Origin of the sequence: Kushneria sinocarnis (genome assembly GCF_003633775.1) — a bacterium.
Taxonomy (GTDB): Bacteria; Pseudomonadota; Gammaproteobacteria; order Pseudomonadales; family Halomonadaceae; genus Kushneria; species Kushneria sinocarnis.
The window spans coordinates 302,717-323,244 of record NZ_RBIN01000003.1 but is presented as its reverse complement, the minus strand read 5'-3'; the positions used below and the strand labels follow the sequence as shown (position 1 = coordinate 323,244).

The 20,528-nt window shown below is 62.4% G+C and carries 16 protein-coding genes; 15 read left to right on the top strand and 1 reads right to left on the bottom strand.

The features are described from left to right. Positions 1-59: 59 nt before the first annotated feature. Positions 60-1,136 (bottom strand): 3-deoxy-7-phosphoheptulonate synthase, encoded by a 1,077-nt coding sequence (locus C7446_RS06310; RefSeq protein ID WP_121172241.1) that lies wholly within the window; start codon positions 1,134-1,136, stop codon positions 60-62. A 309-nt stretch (positions 1,137-1,445) separates the two neighbouring features. Here C7446_RS06310 and rpoE point away from each other — a divergent pair, with 309 nt between their 5' ends. The 15 genes from rpoE (at position 1,446) to ppc (ending at position 20,385) form a co-directional block, all read left to right on the top strand. Further along, positions 1,446-2,051, top strand: a complete 606-nt coding sequence (gene rpoE / locus C7446_RS06305; RefSeq protein ID WP_121172240.1) for an RNA polymerase sigma factor RpoE — start codon at positions 1,446-1,448, stop codon at positions 2,049-2,051. A 99-nt stretch (positions 2,052-2,150) separates the two neighbouring features. Then, on the top strand, positions 2,151-2,813 hold the full coding sequence (locus C7446_RS06300; RefSeq protein WP_121172239.1) for a sigma-E factor negative regulatory protein: 663 nt from the start codon (positions 2,151-2,153) through the stop codon (positions 2,811-2,813). Then, entirely contained in the window at positions 2,814-3,824 is a 1,011-nt protein-coding gene (locus tag C7446_RS06295) for a MucB/RseB C-terminal domain-containing protein (RefSeq protein WP_121172238.1), read from the top strand. It abuts the gene before it with no gap. Between the two features lie 330 nt (positions 3,825-4,154). Continuing rightward, positions 4,155-5,543, top strand: coding sequence for a DegQ family serine endoprotease (locus C7446_RS06290; RefSeq protein WP_121172359.1), 1,389 nt, complete (start codon positions 4,155-4,157; stop codon positions 5,541-5,543). A gap of 257 nt (positions 5,544-5,800) precedes the next feature. After that, on the top strand, positions 5,801-7,618 hold the full coding sequence (gene lepA, locus C7446_RS06285; RefSeq protein ID WP_121172237.1) for a translation elongation factor 4: 1,818 nt from the start codon (positions 5,801-5,803) through the stop codon (positions 7,616-7,618). A gap of 81 nt (positions 7,619-7,699) precedes the next feature. Next, the gene (lepB, locus tag C7446_RS06280) at positions 7,700-8,515 is read left to right on the top strand and encodes a signal peptidase I (RefSeq protein ID WP_121172236.1); all 816 of its coding nucleotides are present in this window, start codon (positions 7,700-7,702) and stop codon (positions 8,513-8,515) included. Positions 8,516-8,581: 66 nt separating this feature from the next. Then, positions 8,582-9,283, top strand: coding sequence for a ribonuclease III (gene rnc, locus C7446_RS06275; RefSeq protein ID WP_121172235.1), 702 nt, complete (start codon positions 8,582-8,584; stop codon positions 9,281-9,283). After that, complete coding sequence (gene era, locus C7446_RS06270; RefSeq protein WP_121172234.1) at positions 9,280-10,212, top strand: GTPase Era; 933 nt, start codon at positions 9,280-9,282, stop codon at positions 10,210-10,212. The genes rnc and era overlap by 4 nt, the downstream gene beginning before the upstream one ends. Positions 10,213-10,406: 194 nt before the next feature. Beyond that, positions 10,407-11,120 (top strand): DNA repair protein RecO, encoded by a 714-nt coding sequence (gene recO, locus C7446_RS06265; protein WP_121172358.1) that lies wholly within the window; start codon positions 10,407-10,409, stop codon positions 11,118-11,120. Positions 11,121-11,193: 73 nt separating this feature from the next. Further along, positions 11,194-11,991, top strand: a complete 798-nt coding sequence (gene pdxJ, locus C7446_RS06260; RefSeq protein ID WP_121172233.1) for a pyridoxine 5'-phosphate synthase — start codon at positions 11,194-11,196, stop codon at positions 11,989-11,991. Positions 11,992-12,108: 117 nt separating this feature from the next. Next, complete coding sequence (gene cysM / locus C7446_RS06255) at positions 12,109-13,008, top strand: cysteine synthase CysM (protein WP_121172232.1); 900 nt, start codon at positions 12,109-12,111, stop codon at positions 13,006-13,008. A 4-nt stretch (positions 13,009-13,012) separates the two neighbouring features. Beyond that, positions 13,013-14,413: a methyltransferase domain-containing protein gene (locus tag C7446_RS06250; protein ID WP_121172231.1), complete on the top strand. Its 1,401-nt coding sequence runs from the start codon at positions 13,013-13,015 to the stop codon at positions 14,411-14,413. 38 nt (positions 14,414-14,451) lie between these two features. Continuing rightward, a complete protein-coding gene (gene relA, locus C7446_RS06245) occupies positions 14,452-16,722 on the top strand; it encodes a GTP diphosphokinase (RefSeq protein ID WP_121172230.1) in 2,271 nt (756 codons plus the stop codon). Beyond that, entirely contained in the window at positions 16,719-17,615 is an 897-nt protein-coding gene (gene mazG / locus C7446_RS06240) for a nucleoside triphosphate pyrophosphohydrolase (protein WP_121172229.1), read from the top strand. The genes relA and mazG overlap by 4 nt, the downstream gene beginning before the upstream one ends. A 64-nt stretch (positions 17,616-17,679) precedes the next feature. Beyond that, positions 17,680-20,385, top strand: a complete 2,706-nt coding sequence (gene ppc, locus C7446_RS06235; RefSeq protein ID WP_121172228.1) for a phosphoenolpyruvate carboxylase — start codon at positions 17,680-17,682, stop codon at positions 20,383-20,385. The last annotated feature ends 143 nt before the right edge of the window (positions 20,386-20,528 follow it).

Here is a 20,528-nt window from a genome sequence, read left to right as displayed (position 1 = left end):
CCTCGGCGGGCCACCGGCATGACGCTCAAGGCGCCATGCCGGGGTGGGCCGGCAGGGACTCAGCCGGCCAGACGCCCCTTCAGCGCCTCGGCCAGCTTGTCGGCCATGTCGGTGAGGATGCGTTCGGTTGTCGGCCAGTCGATGCAGGCATCGGTAATCGAGACACCATATTCGAGCTGCGCGGGATCATCGGGCAGTTTCTGCGCCCCCCAGCCGAGGTGGGACTCCAGCATCACGCCGATGATCGAACGATTGCCCTCGAGAATCTGCTGGGTAATGTTGTCCAGTACCAGTGGCTGCAGCGAGGGGTCCTTGTTGGAGTTGGCGTGTGAGCAGTCGACCATCAGATTGGGTCTCAGCCCGGCCTTCTCCAGCTCCTGCTCGGCCAGGGCCACGCTGACGCTGTCATAGTTGGGCTTGCCATTGCCACCGCGCAGCACGACATGACCCCAGGGGTTGCCTCGGGTCCGGATGATCGAGACCTGGCCCTGCTGGTTGATGCCAAGGAAATTGTGCGGGTGAGCCACCGACTTGAGGGCGTTGACCGCCACGTCGAGACTGCCATCGGTGCCATTCTTGAAGCCGACCGGCCCGGAGAGTCCGGAAGCCATTTCGCGATGGGTCTGGGATTCGGTGGTACGGGCGCCGATCGCCGACCAGCTGATGCAGTCCTGCAAATACTGGGGCGAGATGGGATCGAGGGCTTCGGTGGCCAGCGGCAGACCCATTTCGCAGAGTTCCACCAGCAGTCCGCGAGCGATATGCAGACCGTCCTCGATGGCGAACGAGTCATCGAGATGGGGGTCGTTGATCAATCCCTTCCAGCCGGTGGTGGTGCGTGGCTTCTCGAAATAGACCCGCATGACGATGAACAGGCTGTGGCTGACGCTGTCGGCCAGTGCCTTCAGTCGCCGGCCATACTCCCGGGCCGCCTCCGCGTCATGAATCGAACAGGGGCCGATGACCACCAGCAGCCGCGGGTCGCGGCCATCCAGGATCCGGGCAATGGTCTCGCGACTGTCGATGACGGTGTTTTCCGCGGATTCGCTGAGCGGGACCTCACGCTTGAGGGCGTCAGGGGTGATCAGCACATCCTGGGCGGTAACGTTCAGGTTGTTGATTCTCTGTTCGGACATGATGGACCTGTACGATGGGTGCCGGGCAAGTGTCGAGCGGTAAGTCCGTATTGCCCCGGAGAACGGGCGAATTTCCCGATGATGTTAACACGGAACTTTGTGCCGCCAACGCAGTCTCAAGGGATTGCTCGGGCCGGTTTCGCTTGATGGAGCGAAAATAAAGGGGAACACTGTCGGCAGATGATGACGACCCGGGTACCAGGTTGACGCCATGATAGCAATACGATTGTCCCATTCAGCGGGACCCAACAAGTTACTGTCCGGGTCGAAATGCCCAGGTCACCGGACTCTCCGACCGGGAGGGGACGGATGGGCGTGAGGGAAACCGATGCGCAGCTGGTTGATCGGGCTCAGAAGGGGGATTCGCGCGCCTTCGATCTGCTCGTCAAGAAATATCAGCACAAGCTCATTGGTCTGATCGGTCGCTATGTCCACGATCAGGCCGAGGTCCAGGATGTCGCCCAGGAGGCCTTTATCAAGGCCTACCGGGCGTTGCCGCGCTTTCGTAACGAGAGTGCCTTTTATACATGGATCTATCGGATCGCCATCAATACGGCCAAGAATCATCTCGTGGCTCGCGGGCGTCGTCCGCCGGGCAGCGATCTCGATATCAGTGATGCCGAGGTGGTCGATACCAGTGGTCGCCTGTCGGATATCGATACCCCCGAAGCCGCCATCGCCCGCGATCAGCTTGAAACGGTGGTATTCGAGGCGATCAACAACCTGCCGGAGGATCTGCGGACCGCCATTACGCTGCGCGAGTTCGACGGGCTCGCCTATGAGGATATTGCCCAGATCATGCAGTGTCCCGTGGGCACCGTCCGCTCCCGGATCTTTCGGGCACGTGAAGCGGTTGATAACCGTATTCGTCCGCTGTTGCATCCGGAGCAGGCTGATGATGTGGTACATGAGTAGTCCGGCGAGCCGGATAAGCGTCGCGACTAAACTTGTCGGCGTTTCCGGTGTCAATGAGGGTAGTGGCAAATCGGTCACGCCGAGTGTGAGGGTTTCGGGATGAATCAGAAGGTACGGGAATCACTGTCTGCGCTGATGGATGGCGAGGGTGATGAACTCGAACTGCGGCGGGTGTTGAAATCCCTCGATGCCGCGCCCGAGGAAGCCGATACCTGGCGTCGCTACCATCTGGTCCGCAGTGCCATCGGTCGCGAGCGGGATATTGATGTCAACGCTGATATCTCGGCGGCGGTAGCCGCGCGGATCAGTGAAGAAACTGCTGCGACGGAAGAGGAAACCGACAATTCCGCCGGGCGGCGGGGGACACCGTTTTCGTTCGTGGGCAGTGCCGCCATTGCTGCCGCGGTCAGTCTCATGGTCATTACCGGTGTTCAGGTCTATCGAGGCGGTCAGGGCAGCGACCCCGGCATGTCCGAACTGGCTACCCAGCGGGAGTCGCGGAACTGGTCGCCATCACGCGCCGGCGATGGCGCGGAACCGGCAGCCCTGAACCGATCGGCGCGCAGTGGTGCCATGACCGTGGGGGCGACTCCCGGCTGGCTGACGGCTACCGATCAGCCGCCACAGGACGAGCGCGCCCAGGCGAAGGTGCTGCAGAGCTATCTGAACCGCCATGTCGAGCAGGCCGGCTACCATGTCAGCAACAGCTGGATGCCGGTCGTGCAGCCTGCCGGCGGCGGGCGTACCGCGAGTCAGCCCTGAATGCATCGTCGGACTGGCGCACTGCTGCTGGGCACGCTCATGTCGGCTCTGCCGATGACCGGTCTGGCAGCCGGTCGTATCGATTGCAGCCTCCTGAAGGAGCAGCGTACTCCGGAGCAGGCCGATCAGTGGTTTGCCTACAGCATCATGGCGGGCCGCTGCCATGACTTTCGCGCGGTGGCCATGCGTATCGGCCCCGGTGGTATTCGTACCGTCGAGATCCGGCATCGCGTCAGTGACGAGGGTGAATGGGAAACCACGCGTTTTCTGGATGGCCCTCATCCGGATGTCCGCAGCAATGCTCATCTCGAGCGTCGCTGGCAGATTGCTGCCGAGGCCCTGAATCGAGCCGGTGGTGATGAGGATGATGTGGTAACGGCCATGAAGCGGCACTACCGGTTCCGAATGGTCGGCCAGAGCCGGGTGGCCGATCGCGAGGCGGTGGTCATTGATATTCAGCCGCGCGATGCGCTGCGTTACGGCCACCGTCTCTGGCTGGATCGCACGACCGGCCTGCTGCTGAAACAGCAACTGCTGGGTCGGCAGGGGGATCCGCTGGAAGTGATCCAGCTGGCCAGTCTGTCCGATGTCAGCCTGTATGCCGGTCAACTGGCACTACCCGACCGCCGCCGGCTTCCCGAGTCCCGCTGGTCGCCCCAGTGGCTGCCACCAGGGTTCTATCCCCAGCCGGTCGATGACGAAGTGGTCATTGATGGCGTTACCATGCGCCGTCAGCTCTACAGCGATGGCCTGTCAACGCTCAGCGTTTTTCTCGGGCCGCTCGATGAGGCCGTATCACTGCGCGAGGGCGTGCATCAGCTGGGAAACTTCCGCGCGGCCTCCCGCCATCTGAGTCATGACCGACAGAGCTGGCAGCTGGTTGCCGTGGGAGAGGTGCCCACCGAGGTGCTGACCCACACCGTTTCCGGTATCGACTGGCAGTCCGGCAACGATGCAGAAGCCGAAACCGCGGCCGCACCCGCTGCCGGCGGTGCTTCTCCCTCCTCCTGAGCGCTGTTGCGCCAACTCCTGTGCAGGCGGTGGCAGGGGTGCCATGCCCCTGCAGGCCAAAATTGTAACCGGCTGTGAACTTCGCGATGCCTGCAGCGTCAATAGGGAGGGTGCAGCTGTCGAATCCGTGCTCTTGCAGGCATTCATTCGACAGGGCATTGGCATGAACCGTTAAAGAGTAACGATCCCTTTCAGCGCTCAGGAGCCTGATCGATGATGTATCGACAAACCCTGCCCCGTGTACCTGTTTCCGCCAGGTTCGGGAGTACCCTGCGGCAACTGTACTCCCTGCTGGCAGTCTGTGTGCTGCTGCTGGCCGTGGCGGGCCTGATGTCTCCGGCCAAGGCCGCCGACAATCCCGAAATCCGCAAGGGGCTGCCCGATTTCACCAGTCTGGTGAAGCAGGCGGCCCCGGCGGTTGTCAATATTTCCACCACACGTGAGGTGGACAACAACAGCATGGGCCCCAATGGTCAGCTGCCGGATATCTTTCGTCACTTCTTCGGCGATCAGATGCCGCCCGGCTTCGGTCGGGGGCAGGGCGGTGGCAGCGGCAGTGAAGAGCTGCACTCGCTGGGGTCCGGATTCATCATCAGCCAGGATGGCTACATCCTGACCAATGCCCATGTAGTCGACGAGGCCGATCAGATCAAGGTCCGGCTCAACGATCGGCGGGAGCTGGATGCCACTCTGGTCGGCAGGGACAAGAAGACCGATATCGCGCTGCTGAAGGTCGAGGCCGATGATCTCCCGACCCTGAACATCGGCGATTCGGACTCGCTGCAGACCGGCGAGTGGGTGGCCGCGATCGGCTCGCCCTTCGGCTTCGATCATTCGGTGACAGCCGGGATCGTCAGTGCCATCAATCGTACCCTGCCCAGCGAGACCTATGTGCCGTTCATCCAGACCGATGTGGCCATCAATCCGGGCAACTCCGGCGGGCCGCTGTTCAACCTCGATGGCCAGGTGGTCGGTATCAACTCGCAGATCTTCACCCGCAGTGGCGGGTTCATGGGGGTTTCGTTCGCCATACCGATCAATGTGGCCATGAATGTTGCCGACCAGCTCAAGGAGAATGGTCATGTCAGCCGCGGCTGGCTGGGCGTGGTGATTCAGCCGGTGTCGCGTGATCTGGCCGACTCGTTCGGACTGGACAGGGCGCGCGGTGCACTGATCGCGCAGGTGGCGCCCGATAGCCCTGCAGCGAAGGCAGGATTGCAATCCGGTGATATCGTACTGTCGGCCGAGGGGCAGAACATCTCGAGTTCCGATGTGCTGCCGCGCATCATCGGCAGGGTCTCTCCCGGCGAGAAGGTGGATCTCGAGCTGTTGCGCAACGGCGAACAGCAGAAGGTGATCGTCAGGGTCGGCAACTGGCCGGACGAGAACGAGAGTGGCGAGGTCGATAGCGGCCAGCACAACAATCAGCCCAGCATGGGGCTGGCGGTAACCGGTCTCGATGTAGATCAGCTCGGTCAGCTGGGCGTGGACAACGGTGTCCTGGTGCAGCGGGTCGATGCCGGCGGTGCAGCGGCCAGGGCCGGTATCCAGCGTGGCGACGTGATTGTCGAAGTCAATCGGCAAGCGATCGACTCGGTGTCGAAGCTGCGGGAAGTGATCGGCCAGCTGCCGAAGGACCAGGCGGTACCGGTGCGTATCTCGCGCAATGGTACGCCGCTGTTCGTGGCGCTGCGGCTGCAGGCACAGGACAAGCAGTAACGCGGTAATCGAAACGGGGCCGTCATGGCGACATGGTCCGCTTCGTTGATGGCAGGGCCGGCATCCGATAGGGGTGCCGGCCCTATGCTCATCCGGGGCCGGCTCGATCAGGTTGCCGGCCATTCTGCTGAACGAAGTGCCACCATAGATGGTCGCTGGACGTCTTAATAGATACAATGCGCCCATTCGTGTCAGCCGAGCTGACCTATCCTGCAGAACGTGTACCCATGCATGTACACAAAGGCGCAATAGACTACATGGCAACTGACGCAAGTGACGGAAAACTAAAGCACATTCGCAACTTTTCGATCATTGCCCACATTGATCACGGCAAGTCCACGCTGGCCGACCGCATCATTCAGATCTGTGGCGGGCTGAGTGAGCGTGATATCCGCGAGCAGGTCCTGGATTCGATGGATCTCGAACGTGAGCGCGGGATCACCATCAAGGCCCAGTCGGTCACGCTGGACTATACCGCTGCGGATGGCACCGTCTATCAGCTCAACTTCATCGATACCCCCGGTCACGTCGACTTTTCCTATGAGGTATCGCGGTCGCTCTACGCCTGCGAGGGTGCACTGCTGGTAGTGGATGCCAGTCAGGGGGTCGAAGCCCAGTCGGTCGCCAACTGCTATACCGCCATCGAACAGGATCTTGAAGTACTGCCGGTGCTCAACAAGATCGATCTGCCCCAGGCCGATCCGGAGCGGGTGGCCCACGAGATCGAGGAGATTATCGGGCTCGAGGCTACCGATGCCTGCCGGGTCTCCGCCAAGAGCGGTCTGGGCATGGAAGCCCTGCTCGAACGACTGATTACCGATATTCCGGAGCCCAGGGGCGATCCTGATGCGCCGGTACAGGCACTGATCATCGACTCCTGGTTCGACAACTACCAGGGCGTGGTATCCCTGGTTCGGCTGTTCGATGGCACCCTGAAAAAGGGTGACAGGATCCTGATGAAATCGACCGGTCGCGAATGGGAAGTCAGCGACATCGGCATATTCACTCCTCGCCAGAAAACCACCGGGCAGTTGCGTGCCGGCGAGGTCGGGTTCGTGATCGCCGGCATCAAGGACATCCATGGGGCACCGGTGGGCGATACCATCACGCATGCGAAAACCCCCGAGGTACAGCGTTTGCCCGGCTTCCAGAAGGTCAAGCCGCAGGTTTACGCCGGCATGTTCCCGATCAGTGCCGATGACTACGAGGAGTTCCGTGATGCGCTGGAGAAGCTGGCGCTCAACGATGCCTCGCTGGATTACATCCCGGAAAATTCCGATGCTCTCGGTTTCGGCTTCCGTGTCGGTTTTCTCGGCACGCTGCACATGGAGATCATTCAGGAGCGGCTGGAACGCGAATACAATCTCGATCTGCTGACGACCGCGCCGACCGTCATCTACGAGCTGGTGATGGAAGACGGGGAGATGATGTATGTCTCCAATCCTTCCAAACTGCCCGACATGGGCACGGTCAGCGAGATTCGTGAGCCGATCGTGCGTGCCAGTATCCTGGTGCCCCAGGAGTTCGTGGGGAATGTCATCAACGAGTGCGTGGTGCGTCGCGGCGTGCAGCTGGACATGCAGGTGCTGGGCAACCAGATGCAGCTGACCTACGAGCTGCCGATGAGTGAGGTGGTGATGGATTTCTTCGATCGGCTGAAGTCGATTTCGAAGGGCTACTCCTCGCTGGATTACAGCTTCGAGCGCTTCGAGGCCGCGAAACTGGCGCGGCTGGACGTACTGATCAACGGTGATCGCGTGGACGCTCTGGCGACCATTGTTCATCGCGATCAGGCGCATTCGCGTGGCCGTGTACTGGTCGAAAAGATGCAGGAGATGGTGCCACGGCAGATGTTCGATGTTGCCATCCAGGCTGCACTTGGCGGACACGTTGTCGCTCGTTCTACCGTCAAGGCACTGCGCAAGAATGTCACGGCCAAGTGCTATGGCGGCGACGTTTCGCGCAAGCGCAAGCTGCTGGATCGCCAGAAGCAGGGCAAGAAGCGCATGAAGCAGGTCGGCCGGGTGGAAATTCCGCAGGATGCCTTCCTTGCAGTGCTCAAGGTCAATGATTGAGATGTGCGCAGTAGCGTGATGCCGCTGCCGCGATGACTCGCGCCGGGGCGTTCGGCTCCGCACAGGAAACAGGAAGCGACGATGGATTTCACCCTTTTGCTCGTGCTCGCCGTGGCCGTGACCGGCCTGGTCTGGCTGCTGGATCTGGTCCTGTTGCGGCGGCTTCGTACGGCGCCGGGCCCGGCGGCTGATCATGCGGCCAGCGAAACGGCCGCCGGGACCTCCGGACGCCGCCGGCGGGTTCGGGCACAGCGTGATCCATGGTATGTGGACTACGCACGCTCCTTCTTTCCGGTACTGCTGGTAGTACTGCTCCTGCGCTCCTTCCTGATCGAGCCCTTTCAGATCCCCTCGGGGTCGATGCGGCCGACGCTCAAGGTCGGCGATTTCATTGTGGTCAACAAGTTTGCCTATGGTCTGCGGCTGCCGGTCGTGCATACCCGGATTCTCGATGTCGGCGAGCCTCAGCGAGGCGATATCATGGTTTTCCGCTTCCCGCAGGAACCCGATGTCGATTTCATCAAGCGTGTCATCGGCGTGCCGGGAGATCATATTCGTTACGAAAACAAGCAGCTGTACGTCAATGGCAAGCCGGTGCCCAAGGAGCTGCTCGACGATGCGCCGGCTGCCAACCCCGAAGAGGATCTGCTGCTGGAGCATCTGTTCGGCCGTGATCACCGGATCTACAACAATCCCAATGACCCCGGCCCGCAGATGCGTGAAATCACGGTGCCGCCGGGGCATTACTTCATGATGGGTGACAATCGCGATCACTCCAATGACAGCCGCTACTGGGGCTTCGTGCCGGAGAACAATATCGTCGGCAAGGCCTTTGCCGTCTGGATGCACTGGAAGGGTGGACTGCCCGATTTTACCCAGGCGCGTCTGTTGCACTGAATCACGAGTCACCTGACAGCTAACGAGAGCGTTAATGAGCAGCATGAACCTGGCGCGGAGGAAGCGGTGAGCAGCTCATTCGATGATCTGAGCCGTCGCCTCGGCTATGCTTTCCATCAGCCCGAACTGCTCGAGCTGGCCCTGACGCATCGCAGCTTCGGCGGTCGGAACAACGAGCGGCTGGAATTTCTGGGCGACTCGATCGTCAATTTCGTGATCGCTGAAGCGCTGTTTGCACGCTTTCCCCAGGCGCGTGAAGGTCAGCTTTCCAGGCTGCGGGCGCGTCTGGTCAAGGGGCAGACCCTGGCCGAACTGGCTCGCGAATTTCAGCTCGGGCCGGTACTCAGGCTCGGCTCGGGCGAGATGAAAAGCGGTGGCAACCGGCGCGAATCCATCCTCGCCGATGCCATGGAAGCCGTGATCGGGGCGATCTATCTGGACAGCGACATGGAATCGGTGCGCGAACGGGTACTCGCCTGGTATGCGCATCGTCTCGAGGATCTGAACCTGCAGGACAATCAGAAGGACCCCAAGACACGGCTGCAGGAGTTTCTGCAGTCACGCCAGCTGGCGCTGCCGCAGTACGAGGTGCTGGAGGTGGAGGGCGAGGCACATGCCCAGACCTTTCGGGTCAGCTGCCATGTCAGTGCCCTGGAAGATGCCACTACCGGCAGCGGATCCAGCCGCCGTCATGCCGAACAGCAGGCGGCCGAACAGGCGCTGGCGCGTCTCGAGCCCCGTCATGGTACGGGTGGAGCAAGCTCATGAGTGAAGAAGAAATCGATCTTTCGACGCCGCCGGCCACGCGCTGCGGTTTCGTGGCCATCGTCGGCCGTCCCAATGTGGGCAAATCCACCCTGATGAATCGTATTCTGGGGCAGAAGCTGTCGATCACCTCGCGCAGGCCGCAGACGACCCGACATCAGATCATGGGGGTCAAGACGGAGGGCGAGCTCCAGACCGTCTATGTCGACACGCCCGGCATGCATCAGATGCAGCGTGATCGCAATCGCGCCATCAATCAGTTCATGAACCAGGCTGCCACCCAGGCGCTGCGGGATGTCGACTGCGTGGTCTTCATCATTGATCGTGACCGCTGGACGGACGAGGACGAGATCGTGCTCAAGCGTCTGAGCGGGGTCTCGGTACCGGTGATTGCGGTCGTCAACAAGGTCGATCGGATGAAGGACAAGGCGGCGCTGCTGCCCTGGCTGTCGGCGCTGTCGCAGAAGCGCGAATTTGCCGCCATCCTGCCGGTATCGGCGCGCCATGGCACCCAGGTCGAGGAACTCGAGACCGAAGTGACCCGACATCTTTCGCCCAATGTCCATTTCTTTCCCGAAGACCAGATCACCAATCGCAGCGAACGCTTTCTGGCGGCGGAACTGGTACGCGAGAAGGTCATGCGTCAGCTGGGGGACGAGCTGCCCTATCAGATGACGGTCGAGATCGAGCAGTTCAGTGACGAAGGCTCGATCATTTATATCCATGCCCTGCTGCTGGTCGAGCGGGATGGGCAGAAGAAGATCCTGATCGGTGAAAGCGGTCAGCGGCTCAAGAAGATCGGCAGTGAAGCCCGTGTCGACATGGAGCGGGCGTTTGACTGCAAGGTGATGCTGAAGCTCTGGGTCAAGGTGCGCAGTGGCTGGTCGGATGACGCCAGGGCGCTGAAGAGTCTGGGCTACGACCTCGACTGAGTTCGACGGAGCAGGTGCTTCGGCCCCGACCGGCGGTCGGCAGGCAGCCTCGGCTGGCTGCGCAGGCGCGTGGCGGGGCTGCTTCTGAATCTGTTTCCGGGGTGCTGTTCCTGCAGTACCGCCGCTTGCCAACGGCACCGGATCACACTGCTCCGGCAGTCAGGATTGCCGGTATGAATGCGTGGAGCCCGGTCATGCAACCCCAACCGGCCTATCTACTACATCGCAGGGCCTACCGTGAAACCAGTGCGCTGGTGGATCTGATCAGCGCGGAGCACGGCCGGATTCGTGCCGTGGCACGGGGCGCCATGCGTCCCGGCAGTCGAACGCGGCATCGTCTGCAGCCATTCTCTCCGCTGCACCTGACCTGGGTGGGCGAGGGCGAACTCAAGACCCTGCGGCTGATCGAGTCCGGAGGCCCGGGCGCCATGCTGGCAGGTGAAGGTCTGTTGTGCGGCTTCTATGCCAATGAGCTGCTGACCCGTTGTCTGCCGCTGGAGCTCCCGGCACAGCGGGTTTTCATCTTTTATGGCGCATTGCTCGAGGCGCTCCCGGTGCCGGCTCGACGGGCCAGTGCGCTGCGTCGTTTCGAAATTACCCTGCTGGAGAGTCTGGACGCTGATCCGGTCTTTCTGACGGAGCGCGATACACCGCTTGAGCCTTCGGCACGCTACATCTATCAGCCACACTGGCGCCGCTTTCGGATGGCGGCGCAGGATGAGGCAGGTCTGGATGGGCGGGCGCTGCTGTGGCTGTCGCGTGATGACTGGGAGGCACCCGGGCTGGCGGGCGTGGCCCGGGCGCTGGCCCGGGCTGCACTGGCGCCCCTGCTGGGCGATCGCCCACTGCGTTCACGGGAGCTGATGCAGGATCTGATTGTGCGACGTCGTCACACCAGATCCGAATGAAGGTATCTCGGCATTCCGGGTTCGGGGCCTCCGGCCGGGATGATTGCGAACAATCTGTAACAGGAGTAGTGCCATGCATCCACCGCGTATCCAGCTGGGCGTCAATATCGATCATGTTGCCACGCTGCGTCAGAGCCGTGGCACCCGGTTTCCCGACCCCGTACAGGCTGCCCTGTTGGCCGAGGAAGCCGGCGCCGACGGAATCACCCTGCATCTGCGCGAGGATCGTCGCCATATTCAGGACCGCGATGTCGAGCTGATGAGCCAAATGCTCAACACGCGCATGAACCTTGAAATGGCGGTGACCGAAGAGATGGTGAGCCTGGCCGAACGGCTCCGGCCGGCGCACGTCTGTCTGGTGCCGGAAAAGCGTGCCGAGTTGACCACCGAGGGCGGGCTGGATGTTGCCGGTGATCGAGAGCGCATCGGGACAGCCTGCCAGCGGCTGGCGGCAGCGGGCTGCGAGGTCTCCCTGTTCATCGATCCCGAGCCTGCACAGATCCAGGCGGCTCATCAGCTGGGGGTGCCGACCGTTGAGCTGCATACCGGCGAGTACGCTGAAGCCACCGGCAACAGGGCTCGGGAGGCGCACGCCCGGGTCGCGGCTGCGGCCGAAATGGCCGGTGATCTGGGGCTGATCGTCAATGCCGGTCACGGCCTGCATTATCATAATGTCGAAGCGATTGCGGCCATCGGCGGCATCAACGAGCTCAACATTGGTCATTCGATCATTGCCCGGGCACTGTTCGTGGGACTCAAGGACGCCGTGGCGGAAATGAAGCGTCTGATCATCGCAGGCCAGGAGGCCGGTCTGGTACAGGCTCTGGAAGCGCATGATCACGACCATGGTGATGACGCGCATCAACACTGAGAGGGCGGTGTTCGCCCTGACGCGCTCAGGGTGGGCGAGTATAATGCCGGCTATCGCGCAGGCGTGACCTGCGGCATGAACCATGGCCGGAAGGCACATGCGGGACAGGAGAAGGCAATGGCATATCCGACCCTCGAGCAGATCGTGGGTAATACGCCGCTGGTGCAGCTCAAGCGAATGACCGCCGGTCGCAACAATGTGCTGCTGGCGAAGCTGGAAGGCGATAACCCCGCCGGCTCGGTCAAGGATCGTCCGGCGCTGTCGATGCTGGCTCATGCGCAAGCCCGGGGGGAGATCGCACCGGGCGATACCCTGATCGAGGCGACCTCCGGCAATACCGGCATTGCGCTGGCAATGGCCGCAGCCATCAAGGGCTATCGCATGGTACTGATCATGCCGGAGACCGCCAGCGCCGAGCGCAAGCAGGCAATGGCGGCCTATGGGGCCGAGCTGATCGAGGTGACCGGCGAGGAGGGCATGGAGGGCGCCCGCGATCTGGCGCAGCGGATGATTGGCGAAGGGCGGGGCAAGCCGCTCGATCAGTTCGCCAATCACGACAATCCGCTGGCGCACTACGAGACGACCGGGCCCGAACTGTGGCGCCAGACCGGGGGCACCATCACTCATTTCGTCAGCTCGATGGGGACCACCGGCACCATCATGGGGGTGTCGCGCTATCTCAAGGAGCGCAACGAGGCCGTCCAGATCATCGGCCTGCAGCCCGAGGATGGCGCGAAGATCGCGGGTATCCGGCGCTGGCCGGAAGCCTATCGTCCCTCGATCTTTGATCAGGCCCGGGTGGATCGGGTGCTCGACATCGGCCAGCACGAGGCGGAAGAGCATATGCGTCGGCTGGCCAGGGAGGAAGGCATCCTGGCCGGTGTCTCCTCCGGCGGGGCGCTGGCCGGAGCGCTGCGGATTGCCGAAGAGGTCGAGAACGCCGTGATCGCCTTCATTGTCTGTGACCGGGGAGATCGCTATCTCTCCACCGGTCTCTATGCGCCCGGGCAGCAGTAGCGCCATGGCTCGACTGGGAACTCGCCGGCCGGTCGCCGAACGACCGAAACGACGCCGCACTTCGACAGCCCGAAGTGAACCGCCACAGGACGGGCAGCTGCTCATCGAGCGTCAGGCACACGATGGCCGGGGTGTGGCGCGCAACGCAGAGGGCAAGACGCTCTTTGTCGAGCGAGCGCTGCCCGGCGAACGGGTCATCGTGGCCGTGCATGCCGAACATCGTCGCTACGACGAGGCACATGTGCGTGAACTGCTGGCGCTGGTACCCGAACGGGTTACGCCAGCCTGCACCCATTTCGGGCAGTGCGGCGGATGCGATCTGCAGCACCAGGCGCTGGATGCCCAGCGGGCGCATCGCAGGGCCGTGCTGACGGAGCAGTTTGCTCATCATGACCTGATCCTGCCGGAGATCGAACTGATCGGTGATGATGCCCGACAGTCTGCCGGTTACGGCTATCGGCGCCGGGCCCGGCTGGGGGTGCGGGTGGACAGTGACGGTGCCCTGTATTTCGGTTTTCGCCGCCGCAGTCAGGACAACCTGTTCAACATCACCCAGTGTCCGATTCTGACCCCCCGGCTGGAAGCGCTGTTAAAACCGTTGCGTCATCAGCTCGAGCAGCTCGAGGCGCCACGCCGCGTGGGACATGTCGAACTGCTCGAGCTGGACGGGCAGTGCTGCCTGAGCATTCGTCAGCTGCGCGAGGTGCCCGGTGACATCGAGCGCTGGCGTGCCTTCGCCGATGAGCATCAGCTGGCCCTGGTGATGGGCATCGGGCGCGAGCAGCCCGTATGGCACAGGCTCGATGACGGGCCACCGCTGCAGCAGACCGTGAACGTGGCCGGAAACGGGCCCGTGACGCTCGAGCTGGCACCGGGGGACTTCCTGCAGGCCAATGCCGCCGTCAATCAACAGCTGGTGAACACGGTGCTCGAGTGGAGTGAGGTGGGGCCGGGTGAGCAGGTGCTCGACCTGTTTGCCGGGGTCGGCAATTTCACCCTGCCGCTGGCCGCCCTTGGGGCACGGGTCACGGCACTGGAAGGGCGTGCCGCCATGGTCGATCGGCTGCAGCACAACGCTGCGCGCAACGGGCTGGCGCGGCAGATCACCGCTCGCGTGGCCGATCTGGCCGAGTATGCCTCGCTGGCCGTCGCCGAGCCGGACCGGGCGGATCTGGTGGTGCTCGACCCGCCCCGCAGCGGTGCCCGGACACTGGCACGCCAGTTGGCAATGGCTCAACCGGCCAGGGTGGTCTATATCTCCTGTGATCCGGCGACCCTGGCGCGTGATGTTCGCATACTGGTGGAGGGCGGTTATCGCATCGAACGGGCTGCGGTCGCAGACATGTTTCCCCAGACATCGCACCAGGAGAGCGTGCTGCTGCTCAGGCGAGTGGACGAGCGATAATCGGGCAATAACAAGGCTGCCGAATTCGAGGGCATCCCATGGTCAAGGTGCGAGAAGATCAGCCGCTGGACAGTCGTGGTCGCATTGACGTCACGACCTGGCTGACCCGTCTGCAGGAAGAGATTGCCCTGCGTGAGCCCGAACGGCTCGAGCAGGCCTGTCAGCTGGCGAATGCACTGTCGGAAAAGGCCGAGCAGGAGCTGCCGAGCTGGCGTGACCCCGGTGCCAGCCTGAGGATCGGGCTGGAGATGGCCGAAATCCTCGCAGGGTTGCAGCTCGATCAGGAAACCCTGATTGCGGCCGTGCTGTATCGCTGCGTCAGGGAAGGGCTGATCGATCATGCTGGTGTGGAGAAACGCTTCGGCCCGGAAGTGGCCGGGCTGATCGATGGTGTATTGCGCATGGCTGCCATCAGCCAGCTGCAGGCCCCGGAAAATCGGCTCAGCCAGCACAATCAGCAGGAGAACCTGCGCAAGATGCTGGTGGCCATGGTGGATGATGTCCGGGTGGCGCTGATCAAGATTGCCGAACGTACCTGCATGCTGCGCCAGGTACGTCATACCTCGCGCGAGCGCTGCCTGCGAGTGGCACGTGAAGTATTCGACATCTATGCGCCGCTGGCCCATCGGCTGGGAATCGGCCAGATCAAATGGGAGCTGGAGGATCTCTCCTTCCGCTATCTGCACGAGGCCGACTACAAGGCCATCGCCCACCAGCTGGCGGAGAAGCGGCTGGATCGCGATCGCTATATCCTGGATGTCATCGAAACCCTGAAGGGGCTGCTGGAAGCCCAGCACATCACCCGCTATGACATCAGTGGCCGTGCCAAGCACATCTATTCGATCTGGCGGAAGATGAAGCGCAAGCACATCGACTTCTCCCAGGTCCATGATGTGCGCGCAGTGCGCATTCTGGTGCCCGAGGTGACCGACTGTTATACGGTACTGGGCATCGTGCATTCGTTGTGGCATCACGTGCCCACCGAATTCGACGATTATATTGCCAATCCCAAGAAGAACGGTTATCAGTCGCTGCATACGGCGGTCTTCGGCCCCGAGGGCAAGGTGCTGGAGATTCAGATCCGTACCTTTGCCATGCACGAGGAAGCCGAACTGGGCGTCTGTGCCCACTGGCGCTACAAGGGCACCGATGTCGACTCCAAGAGCCGCAGCTATGAGCAGAAGATCGCCTGGCTGCGGCAGGTGCTGGAGTGGCAGGAGGAAGTCGGCGAACTGACCGACCTCAGCGAGGGGTTGCAGACCGACATCGCGCCCGATCGCATCTATGTCTTCACGCCCGAGGGCCATGTCATCGACCTGCCCCGGGTTTCCACGCCGATCGACTTCGCCTACCGGGTTCATACCGATGTCGGCCACCAGTGCCGGGGAGCCAAGGTGGACGGCCGGATCGTGCCGCTGACCTATCGGCTGCGAACCGGTCAGCAGGTCGAGATTCTTACCGCAACCCAGGGCGGTCCCAGCCGCGACTGGCTCAATCCCTCCCTGGGCTATGTGAAGACTTCGCGGGCGCGCTCCAAAATCCAGTCATGGTTCAAGCAGCAGGCCCGCGATCAGAACCTCGAAGAGGGGCGCACCCTGCTGGAGCGCGAGTTCCGGCGGCTCGATCTGGAAAGCCTCGATCGTCAGCGACTGGCGCGGGCAGTCAACCATGCCACCGCGGAGGACATGTTTGCTGCCATCGGCGCAGGGGATCTGCGTATCGGCCAGGTACTTTCTCAGGCGCAGCAGCTGTTCGGCGAGCATGACGAGGACGAAGAGCAGATCGATCGGCTGTTGACCCGGCCGCGCAAGCAGGAGAAGGGCACCGAAGGCGCCGATACCATTACCGTGCTGGGTGTGGGCAATCTCAAGACCCAGATGGCCAACTGTTGCCACCCGGTACCGGGTGATCAGATTCTCGGCTTCATTACCCAGGGTCGTGGGGTCACCGTGCACCGTCAGGACTGTCCCAATATCCTGCAGCTCAAGAGTGATGAGCCGGCACGCATCGTGCAGGTCGAATGGGGGCAGCGTCAGCCGATCCAGTATCCGGTGGATATCGAGATCCTGGCATGGGACCGCACCAACCTGCTGCGCGATGTGACGGGGGTTCTCTCCAGCGAGAAGGTCAACGTGCTTTCCGTGAATACCACGACCGATCGCAATGACAACCTCGCGACCCTGCGTCTGACACTGGAAGTGGCCGGTCTCGAAGTGCTGGGTCGGCTGTTCAGCCGCATTCAGCAACTGCCCAACGTGACCGACATCAAGCGACTGCGCCAGGGTGGCCAGCAGGAGAACACGGCATGAACGAACTCCGGTCTGACGACGGGGAGATAAAGCGCCATCGGCTGGAGGATCTGCTGAAGCTGATGGCTGTGCTGCGCGACCCGCAGTACGGTTGCCCCTGGGATGTGCAACAGCACTGGGATTCGATTGTGCCTCATACGCTCGAGGAGGCACACGAAGTGGCGGATGCCATCGAGCGGCGAGCCTTCGATGAACTCCCCGGGGAGCTGGCCGATCTGTTGTTTCAGGTCGTGTATTACGCCCGCTTCGGCGAGGAGGAAGGGCGTTTCGACTTTCACGATATCGTGCATGTGCTGACTGCCAAGATGCTCGCCCGGCATCCGCACGTCTTTCCCGAGGGTACGCTCGAATCACGCCGGGAAGGCGTCGCGGCCGAAGATGTGGCCACCGATCGGGTGCATGCCCGCTGGGAGACCCGCAAGGCCGAGGAGCGTGTCGAGCGTGCGGCCCGCTCGGCCCTGGACGATGTCCCGCTGGCGTTGCCGGCCCTTTCGCGCGCCAACAAGCTGGCCCGTCGTGCCTCCCGGGTCGGTTTCGACTGGCCGGACTACCGCGGAGCGCTGGCCAAGGTGCGCGAGGAGCTGGACGAGCTGGAAGTCGAGATCGACCGGGGCCATCACTCGCGCAGTCGTGACGAGCTGGGTGATCTGCTGTTTGCGGTGACCAATCTGGCACGTCATCTTGATATTGATCCCGAGCAGGCCCTGCGTGGCACCAACAGCCGTTTCGAGCGGCGTTTCCGAGGCGTTGAAGAGGCATTTGCGGCGAACGGTAACGCGCTGTCATCGGCCTCGCTTGACGATCTGGAAGCGTGCTGGCAGCGCGTCAAGCAGCGCGAGAGGCATGAAGCCGGCAGTGCTGATCGTGGCGGCGGAGGTTCTCCAGCGGAGTAAGCCAGCATTGTGCTGGCGGCCACTGCCGTTCAGGATATAGACAAACCACCAGAGACGAGGCGTCATGAGTCAGGCATCGAATACGTCCGTATCGGATGTCCCGCCCCTCGAGGCCGGTTCCGATAACGTTCTGCACGAATCGCTGCGCGATAATGTTCGCATCCTTGGTGACAATCTGGGACGCACCATCGCCAGTGACCTGGGGGAAGATTTCGTTGACCGGATCGAGACCATCCGGGCACTCGCCAAGCGCGGGCGCCAGGAAGGTCACGAAGGGCGTGCCGCCCTGATCGACTATCTGCGTCGGCTGCCGGAGGGCGAGCTGCTGCCGGTGACTCGTGCCTTCAACCAGTTTCTCAACCTCGCCAATATTGCCGAACAGCACTATCGCTCGCGGTTCCGGCGCGTCGAGGATTATCGCCCCGGCAGTCAGCCCCGGCTGGATGATCTCTTCCGTCGGGTCCAGGAAGCCGGCCATGATGCGCGGTCACTGGTCGAGCGGTTTGCCGACATGCGTATCGATCTGGTACTGACTGCGCATCCTACCGAGGTGGTCAGACGTACCCTGATTCAGAAATACGATGCCATTGATCACTGCCTGGGCGAGCTTGAAGCAGCCGGCGATCAGCAGGAGCGGGCCGAGCGCGTTCGCGGTCGACTGGCCGAGCTGGTCAGTCAGGCCTGGCACACCGATGAAATCCGGCGTGAGCGGCCGACGCCGGTGGATGAAGCGCGCTGGGGCTTTGCGGTCATCGAGAATTCGCTCTGGGATGCTGTTCCCCAGTTCTATCGCGATCTCGACAACCTGCTGCTTGGCAACGCCGGTGAACGACTGCCACTGGATGCATCGCCGATCCGGTTTGCCTCCTGGATGGGCGGAGACCGTGACGGCAATCCCAATGTCACTGCCGAAGTGACCCGCGAAGTGCTGCTGCTGGGTCGCTGGATGGCAGCGGATCTCTATCTGCGTGATCTCGAACAGCTGCGCCATGAACTGTCGATGTGGCGTGCCACCTCGGTATTGCGTGCCGAGGCCGGCGAGGCGGCCGAACCCTACCGCGAGATCATCAAGCGGTTGATCAGGCGCGTCGAACTGACCCGTGACTGGGCCCAGGCGCGTCTCGATGGTGAACCCTTCTCCCATCACGATGAGGTGATCGAAACCCGCGAACAGCTCTACGCCCCGCTGCTCTCCTGCTATCGCTCGCTGTGCGACTGTGGTCTGGATGCCATCGCCAACGGGGCGCTGCTGGATACCCTGCGGCGGGTGGCATGTTTCGGCGTCACCCTGACCCGGCTCGATCTGCGGCAGGAATCCTCCCGGCATACCGCCGTTTTCGAAGAGCTGCTCGATTACCTGAATCTTGGCAGTTATGGCGAATGGGACGAGCAGCAGCGCCAGCGTTTCCTGCTCGAAGAGCTCGGCTCCCGCCGGCCACTGGTCCCGGCTCACTGGGAGTGTTCGGAGGAAACCCGGGAGACCCTGGAAACCTTCCGGGTGATCGGTAACGAGCACGCCGAATCCCTGGGCAGCTATGTGATCTCGATGGCCGGTCAGCCCTCCGATGTGCTGGCCGTGGCTCTTTTGATGAAGGAGATGGGAGGCGATGTGCGTCTGCCCATCTCGCCGCTGTTCGAAACACTGGATGATCTCGATCGCGCCGGCGATGTGGTCGATCGACTGCTGTCACTGCCCGAGTACAGGCGCTGGATCCAGGACCGTCAGGAAGTCATGATCGGTTATTCGGATTCCGCCAAGGATGCCGGCCAGCTGGCGGCGGCCTGGGCACAGTATCGTGCCCAGGAGCAACTGGTGGAGATCTGTCGGGAGCAGGGTGTGGCGCTGACGCTCTTTCACGGTCGCGGTGGTACCGTGGGCCGCGGGGGCGGTCCGGCTCATGCCGCCATCCTGTCGCAGCCACCGGGTTCGGTGGATAACAGCCTGCGCGTAACCGAGCAGGGCGAAATGATCCGCTTCAAGTTCGGTCAGTCCGGTATTGCCGTGCGCTCAATGGAGATCTATGCCTGCGCCGTGCTGGAGGCCACGCTGCTGCCACCGCCGCAGCCGAAGGCACACTGGCGCGAGGAGATGGATCAGCTCGCCTCCCGCGCTCACGGCGTCTATACCAGCGTGGTACGCGAGGATCCGGATTTTGTCCCCTATTTCCGGGCCGTCACGCCGGAAACCGCACTCTCTCGCCTGCCGCTGGGTTCTCGGCCGGCCAAGCGCCGTCAGGAGGGAGGCGTCGAGACCCTGCGGGCCATCCCCTGGATCTTTGCCTGGACCCAGACCCGATTGATGCTGCCGGCATGGCTGGGCAGCGGTGAGGCCTTTGCCCGACGGATCGAAAGTGAAGAGGGCATGGCTCGGCTGCGCGAGATGATGAACGAGTGGCCCTTCTTCGGCACCTATCTCGATATGCTGGAGATGCTGCTGGCCAAGTCCGACCTGGACATTGCGGCCTATTATGAGCATCGATTGATCGATGAGCCGCCCCTGATGCGCCTTGGCGAGTCGTTGCGGGAACGGCTGCGCAATCTGATCGATGTGCTGCTGAAGATTCGCGATCAGGAACGCTTGCTGGAGAACACGCCACTGATTCGTCAGGCGATCGAGGTGCGCAATCCCTATATCGACCCGCTGCACGGATTGCAGGCCGAACTCCTGCAGCGCAACCGGGATGCCGATGGCGCCATCTCGCACGAGCTTTCGCGGGCGCTGATGGTGACCATGGCGGGCATTGCCGCGGGCTTGCGCAATACCGGTTAGGGGCGTTATCCGGCCCGGTGGCGACGGCGATGCATGAAATCATCGCCGTCGCCCTTGAAAAGTGCGATAAGCCTCCTAACTTAATGACCATACAGGAAGCTTGTCGAGCAGCCGGCGGGTTCCCGGCGAAGGTCGACAGTATT